The organism is Corallococcus llansteffanensis, assembly GCF_003612055.1.
Lineage (GTDB): Bacteria > Myxococcota > Myxococcia > Myxococcales > Myxococcaceae > Corallococcus > Corallococcus llansteffanensis.
Window position 1 is genome coordinate 1 of sequence record NZ_RAWB01000547.1, and the last position, 6688, is coordinate 6688.

The window sequence follows — 6688 nt, forward strand, 5'->3', positions numbered from 1 at the left end:
CCCGGGACACGTTCCGGGTATGTGATGAGCTGTCCCACATGGGCCTGCGGATGGTGCTGGCGCAGGCGACGTCCGGGCAGGAGCGACGTTTCAATCTGCGCCGGCATCCAGCCGAAGTGCCCCGCCAGCGCGCTGATGAGCGCCGAGCGCGTCAGGCCCGGTGGCACCTGGGCCGTGACGGGCTTGAGTCGCTCCAGGGCGGCCATCTTCTCCTCGAAGCTCGCCTGCCTGCCCCCTGGCAGCAGGGTGGCGAAGAGGTAGGCGGTGAGGGGCTGGGCGCCCTCCAGGAGCCGCTCCACGCCGTCGGTGCCCTCCCGGCGCGCGAACACGTCCGGGTCGTCCCCCTGGGGCAGCAGGGCCACCCGGGTGGGGGCGCCCGCGGCGAGCAGGGGTCCGGCCAGCCGCTCCACGGCGGCGAGCCCCGCGGAGTCTCCGTCCAGGAGCAGGACCAGGTCACGGGCCTCCGCGCGCTTGAGGCCCTGGAGGTGGCCGGCGGTGAGGTTGGTGGAGCACAGGGCCACCGCGTGGCGCACGCCCACCTGGTGCAGGCCGATGCAGTCGAAGTACCCCTCGACGAGGACCGCCGTCTTGCGCTTGTGGATTTCATCGCGCGCCTGGTCCATGCCGAAGAGCGTCTCGCTCTTGTTGTAGAGCCGGGACTCGCGCGAGTTGAGGTACTTGGGCCCGTCGTCCGCGGCGACCAGCCGTCCGCCGAAGGCGATGGGCCGGCCCTCGGGTGCGCGGATGGGCACCATCAGCCGGCTGCGGAAGAAGTCGATGCAGCCCTCGCCGCTGTTGCGCTTGGTGATGAGGCCCGCCTTCAGGCCCCACTCCAGCATCCCGTTCTTCTGGAAGCGGTCCGCCAGGAGGCTCCACTGCGCGGGCGCCCAGCCCAGGCCGAAGCCGTGGGCCACCTCCTCGGAGACGCCCCGGCTGGCCAGGTAGGCGCGCGCGGCGCGGCCCTCGTCGTCCCAGAGATGGGTGCGGAAGTGTTCCGCGGCGAAGTCCGTGGCCTCCTTGACCTGCTGGCGTTCCTTGAGGCCCGGGTCCTGCGCGGCCTCCAGGTCGATGCCCACCTCCTGCGCCAGGTCCCTCACCGCGTCCTGGAACGTCTTGCCCAGGTAGCGCTGGATGAAGGACACCGCGTCGCCGCTCGCACGGCAGCCGTGGCAGAAGTAGAAGCGCTTCTCCGGGACGACGTAGAAGGAGGGGGTCTTCTCCTGGTGGAACGGGCAGCGGCCCTTGAACTCGCGCCCGGCCTTCTTGAGCTCCACGTGGCGGGACACCAGCGTCACGATGTCCACGCGGTCGAGGACCTCCTGGATCTTGTGTTCCGGAATCACGACGCCCCTCCATCCATCCGCATGAGCGCGGCCATCCGCCCGGCATCCTGGCAGCAGGCCCTGACACCTCCGCGACGGTTGCTCCCCTGGCCGCCCGCCCTCCCAGGTGGGGAGCTTGGACGGGGGCGGTCACCGGGAACGGACGAAGGCTGGGGCACGGCGCGCACTCCTCAAGGACTCCTGCCCGCCTTCCGGGGTGGGGGACGAGCAGATGAACCGGGATCAGCGATAGCGGCGTGCGGGCGAGGGATCAAAAAATCCGCTTCAAAGCCCGGTGGATTGGGAGGGCGCCTGGAGGAATTCCTCCGGCGCCCGTTCCCGGTGCGACGGTGCTTCAGGACAGCTTGGAGAGCTGGGACTTCACTTCCTCGGAGATGGCCTTGCCTTCCGCGCGCCCCTGGAGCTTGGGGTTCACGTTCTTCATGACCGCGCCCATGTCCTTGGGGCCCTGGGCTCCGACCTCGGAGATGGCGGCCTGGACGGCGGCGGTGAGCTCCTGGGGGGTGAGCTGCTGGGGCAGGTACTTCTGCAGGACGGAGATCTCCTGCTCTTCCTTCTCCGCCAGCTCCGGACGGCCTCCGGACTTGAACTGCTCGACGGAGTCGCGGCGCTGCTTGATGAGGGTGGCGATGACCTGCTGCACGCCCGCGTCGTCCAGGGCGGAGGCACCCGGCTCGACTTCCTTGTACTTCACGGCGCTCTTGAGCATCCGCAGCACGCTCAGGGACAGCTCGGACTTGGACCGCATCGCGTCCTTCAGGTCCGCGTCGATGCGCTCTTTCAGGGTGGCCATGTCGGGATTCCTCACGGGCGGGGAAAAGGTGTCGCCGCGCCAGGGGATGGGACGGCGGGAGCCAGGGCACCTGACTTTTCAGGGGCGCCCCGGCTCCTCACTGCGAGGCCTGCGCTAGTACGACTTGCGGGCCTTCTTCACAGCGCGCTTCTTGGCGGCGAGGGCCTTCTTCTTCCGCTTCACGGAAGGCTTCTCGTAGTGCTCGCGCTTGCGGATCTCGGAAAGGATTCCGGCCTTCTCGGTGGCCTTCTTGAAGCGCTTGAGGGCGCTCTCGATGGATTCACCTTCCTTCACTCGAATACCGGGCATGCAGTCACCTCCTTCCGCCTAGCTGGGTGCGATCTGAAAATTTTCAAAGGGGCCGGGGTATGGCGCAGCAGGCCGCAAAAGGCAAGGAGACCCGCACGGAAAGGATGGGGCAGGGTGCGCTAGAGTGCCCTCCGCGTGCGTCACCTCCTCCTCCTGGTGCTCCTGCTGGCGGCCAGTCCCTCCCGGGGCGGCACGGTCGCTTCCGAGTGCTGGTCCTCCTGCCGCCGCCACGTCACCGACCCGTCGCTGAGGGCCCGGACCTGCCCCGTCTGCGTCACCGGCGGGCGGGTGGACAGCTGGGTGACGTCCCTGGGCGCGGGGGGCGCGGACGCCCGGATGGCGCTGGACTCGGCGCGCAAGGACCCGAGCTGGCGGGTGCGCTGGGCGGCCGTTCGCGCGGAGGCCCGCAGCCGGGGGCTCACCGAGCGGCGGGCCCTGGCGGACTGGATCATGGACACCCCGCCAGAAGCCGACCTGGGGGCGTGCCTCACCGCCGTGCGCGCCGCGGCCGACGCGGGGCGCTCCACGGCGGACTTCCTCCAGGACGCCGGAGCGCGGGGCCCGTCCGCTGCCGCCCGGGTGTGGGCGCGCCGGGAGGCTGTCCGGCAGACGCTCGCGCTGGAGATGTTCTCGCAGGAGCCCGCCGTGCGGCTGCCCGCGCTCTTGCACCTGGCCACGTTCCAGGGGCGCTCCGCCACGCGGGTGGTGCTGGACGCGGTGGCGTCGCGGCCCGTCGCGGGCGACGAGGTGATGGCCTCGCTCCTGTCCGCCGTCGCGGAGCGCCAGAAGGCGTCCGTGGGCCGGCTGCTGCTGGCGGAGGCGAAGCCCCCGGACGAGGCCGTCATCAACCGGCTCTTCGCCGTGTACTCGCGCGAACTGGAGGGGCTGCGGCCGGAGCTGGCGTCGAGCGACGTGCAGCGCCGTCGCACGGCGGTGGCCGGGCTGCGCCGGTACGGCCCCCTGGCGAAGCGGGAGCTGGAAGGGGTGCTGGGGGACGCGGACGCCCGGGTGCGCGAGCAGGCGGCGCGGGGGCTGGCGGAGTCGGGCGGGAAGCCCCTGCGCGAGGCCGCGCTCCAGGGGGTGAAGGGCGCGGAGACGGTGGAGGCCGCCCGGCCGTGGCTGGAGGCGATGGCCCACGAGAAGGGCTGCGCGGCCTTCCTCCGGGACGTGGCGGACGGGCGCAACGCGCGGACCCCGGAGATTCAAGGCGAGGCGGTGGCGCTCATGGGGGACTGCCAGGAGGGCGCGAATCCCACGCGCCGGCTGGCGCCCTACGCGTCCGCGAGCGTGCCGTCGGTGCGGGCGGGCGCGGTGCGCGCGCTGGGGTCGCTGCCCCGGAATTCGGAGGCGCTGGAGCTGGCGGCGAAGGCGCTGGAGGACGGGGCGCCGGAGGTGGTGGCCGCCGCGCTGGACGTCCTGGCCTCCTACCGGCAGCCCTCGCGCGGGGATGACGCGGCGGGGCTCCTGGGCTCGGAGCACCCGGTGGTGCGAGCCGCGGCGGCGCGGGCGCTGGAGTTCGTGGGCCGGCCGCCGCACGTGCGGGTGCTGGCCGAGCGGCTGCGCGTGGATCCCGCGGTGGAGGTGCGCCTCGCCGTTGCGAGGACCCTGACGGCGCTGGGCGGTCCGCACGCGGTGGCGGCGTTGAGCGATGCGGTGGCCCACGACACGGACTCCCACGTGAAGCACGTGTCGCAAGAGGGGCTGCGCCGGCTGGGCTTCGGACGCTGACGCCGAGCGGGCTCCGACTCATGCATGAGTCGGGTTGTAAGAGGGGCTGCGCCGCCTGGGCTTCGGCCGCTGACGCCGAGCGGGCTCCGACTCATGCATGAGTCGGATTGTAAGAGGGGCTGCGCCGCCTGGGCTTCGGCCGCTGACGCCGAGCGGGCTCCGACTCATGCATGAGTCGGAGCGCGATCCAAGCCGCGCCGGCCGGGCTTCGGCCGCGCATCAGGGCCCGTCGTAACGGGCCCCACGGCGGCTCCGCTCACGGGCCGCTGACGGCCTTGGCGTCCACGCGGTTCCGGCCCGCGTGCTTGGCGCGGTAGAGGTACTTGTCAGCGGCGGAGATGAGGTCCTCCGGCTGGGAGAAGTCCGAGTCCAGCAGCGTCGCCACGCCCAGGCTGATGGTCACCTTGATGGGCGTGCCGCTGAAGATGAAGTCGCTGCGGTCCACCGCCACGCGGCAACGCTCCGCGCACGCCAGGGCCGCGTCCTCCGCGGACTCGCGCAGCATCAGCGCGAACTCCTCGCCGCCGTAGCGCGCGAGCAGGTCCTCGGTGCGCACCGTGTCCGCCACCCGCTGCGCGATGCGCGTCAGCACGAAGTCTCCGGCCGGGTGGCCGTACACGTCGTTGATGCGCTTGAAGTGGTCCACGTCGAAGAGCACCAGCGACAGCGGCACGCGGTGGCGCAGGCAGTACGCGAACTCCTTGCGCACCGTCTCCATGAAGTACTTCTTGTTGTAGACGCGGGTGAGGCCGTCGCGCGTGGCGGACTCGTAGATGCTGCGCTGGTACTGCTCCTCCAGCGCGTCCTGGATGCTGAACTTCAGCACCGTGTTGGAGCCGATCTGAATCTTGTCGCCGTCGTACAGCGGCGCGGCGCTCACCTTCAGGCCGTTCAGGTACGTGCCGTTGGTGCTGCCCAGGTCCACCAGTTGGAAGCGGCCGTCACCGATGGCCACCACCTTGGCGTGCTTGCGGGAGATGCCGTCGTCCTCCACCTGGAACTGGGCCTCCGAGCTGCGGCCCAGCACCACTTCCGAGCGGTCCAGCTTGAACATCCGCCCGATGCCGGCGGCGGACTTGGCGCTGATGACGATCAGATACGCGCTCTGCTGCTGGGCGCTGCCCAGCAGATCCGAAATGGAATGGACGGAAGTTTTCTCCTCGGACATCGCGCCTCCCATCTTAGGGGCCGCCTTTTCACGGCGGCAAGCACACCCACGCTCCTTTCATGCGACCGGTATCAGCCGACCCGCCCCACCCGTGTGGGCCGGCGCCGCTTCGCCGTCGGAGGGGGGACTGTCGGCCGTCCGACGGACAGCTCGCCCGCCACCGGCGTCCGGAGGAAGCGCGCCAGGGGCTCACCCCCCCGGGGATGCTCCGCCAGCCCCTGCATCAGCTTCACCAGCGCCGCCGAGGGGGTCATGTCAGCGCCGCCCACCGCCCCCTGCGCCAGGGCCATGGCCCCGGACTCGTAGAGCGTGAGGTCCACCCCGTTGCGGTACGCCTGGCTCACCACCAGCACCGGGATGCCCCGCTCCCGGGCCTGGACGAAGAGCGGCTGGAGCGACCGTCCCAGCTCCGGCGCGATGGGCACGTTGCCCGCCCCGTACGCCTCCAGCACCAGCCCCTTCACGTGCGGCAAGAGCTGCAGGGGCAGGGCGGGATCCAACCCCGGGTACACCTTCAGGAGGAAGACGCGCGGATCCAACGCCTCGTGGAGCTTGAAGGCCCCGCGCGGCTTCAAGCCCGCCTCGAACGTGGCGTCCACGCCCAGGGTGCCCAGCACGGGGAAGTTGGGGCTCTCGAAGGCGTCGTACTCGGCCACCTTCACCTTGCGCGTGCGGTTGCCCCGGTACAGGTGCGAGTCGAAGCAGATGGTGACCTCGCGCGGCCCCTGGAGCGCGGAGAGCACCGCGTCGATGAGGTTGAGCCGCGCGTCCGAGCGGATCTCCCCCAGCGGCCGCTGCGAACCCGTCAGCACCACCGGGCAGGGCGGGTTGCGCAACATGAAGGACAGCGCGCTGGCCGTGTAGGCGAGCGTGTCCGTACCGTGGGTCACCACCGCCCCGTCGAAGTCGGGCAGGCGACGGTGGAGGTGGGCGGCCATCCGGCTCCACAGCTCCGGCTGCATCTCGGAGCTGTCGAGGTTGGAGAACAGCTCCAGCTCGATGTCCGCCAGCTGGAACAGCTCCGGGGCGCGCCTGCGGAGGGTCTGGAAGAAGGCTGCCGGACGCAGGGCGGAAGGGCGGCCACCGGCCATTCCGAGCGTGCCTCCGGTGTGTAGCAGCAGGACTCTGGGCATGGGCGAGGGGCCTCCCTGCCAAAGCCCGCCTTGCTTTACAAGCATTGCGCGCGTGGCTAAGACCCGCGGCCGTGATCCTCTCGTGTTGGAAGCGTCTTGCGCCCGTGCTGGCCGCGGTGACCCTGCTGGGCGCCGCCTGTACCAAGAGCGCTGAAATCCCGGCCTCGCCCCCCGCCAAGCCAGCGCCCGCCCCGGCTCCGAACCCCTCCGCGGC

General features: G+C 71.2%; 6 protein-coding genes. 1 reads left to right on the top strand and 5 read right to left on the bottom strand.

Annotated features, from left to right (window positions below; genetic code table 11):
- From dnaG to rpsU, 3 genes are all read right to left on the bottom strand, one after another.
- Nucleotides 1-1343: DNA primase (gene dnaG / locus D7V93_RS34645; RefSeq protein WP_244237684.1), on the bottom strand; the 1343-nt coding region annotated here is incomplete at its 3' end.
- Nucleotides 1344-1677: 334 nt separating this feature from the next.
- On the bottom strand, nt 1678-2136 hold the full coding sequence (locus D7V93_RS34650) for a GatB/YqeY domain-containing protein (RefSeq protein ID WP_120647445.1): 459 nt from the start codon (nt 2134-2136) through the stop codon (nt 1678-1680).
- A 114-nt stretch (nt 2137-2250) separates the two neighbouring features.
- On the bottom strand, nt 2251-2445 hold the full coding sequence (gene rpsU / locus D7V93_RS34655) for a 30S ribosomal protein S21 (RefSeq protein WP_014395136.1): 195 nt from the start codon (nt 2443-2445) through the stop codon (nt 2251-2253).
- Between the two features lie 135 nt (nt 2446-2580).
- Here rpsU and D7V93_RS34660 point away from each other — a divergent pair, with 135 nt between their 5' ends.
- Nucleotides 2581-4173, top strand: coding sequence for a HEAT repeat domain-containing protein (locus D7V93_RS34660; protein WP_120647446.1), 1593 nt, complete (start codon nt 2581-2583; stop codon nt 4171-4173).
- A 256-nt stretch (nt 4174-4429) separates the two neighbouring features.
- Here D7V93_RS34660 and D7V93_RS34665 read toward each other — a convergent pair whose 3' ends face one another.
- Both D7V93_RS34665 and D7V93_RS34670 read right to left on the bottom strand, forming a co-directional pair.
- The gene (locus D7V93_RS34665; protein WP_120615504.1) at nt 4430-5341 is read right to left on the bottom strand and encodes a GGDEF domain-containing protein; all 912 of its coding nucleotides are present in this window, start codon (nt 5339-5341) and stop codon (nt 4430-4432) included.
- A gap of 71 nt (nt 5342-5412) precedes the next feature.
- Nucleotides 5413-6474, bottom strand: coding sequence for an asparaginase (locus D7V93_RS34670; RefSeq protein ID WP_120647447.1), 1062 nt, complete (start codon nt 6472-6474; stop codon nt 5413-5415).
- Nucleotides 6475-6688: the final 214 nt, after the last annotated feature.

Bases quoted from the DNA above. Each gene is read 5' to 3' on its own strand.
- rpsU (WP_014395136.1), bottom strand. From the start codon at position 2,445: ATGCCCGGTATTCGAGTGAAGGAAGGTGAATCCATCGAGAGCGCCCTC.
- D7V93_RS34670 (WP_120647447.1), bottom strand. From the start codon at position 6,474: ATGCCCAGAGTCCTGCTGCTACACACCGGAGGCACGCTCGGAATGGCC.
- D7V93_RS34665 (WP_120615504.1), bottom strand. From the start codon at position 5,341: ATGTCCGAGGAGAAAACTTCCGTCCATTCCATTTCGGATCTGCTGGGC.
- D7V93_RS34650 (WP_120647445.1), bottom strand. From the start codon at position 2,136: ATGGCCACCCTGAAAGAGCGCATCGACGCGGACCTGAAGGACGCGATG.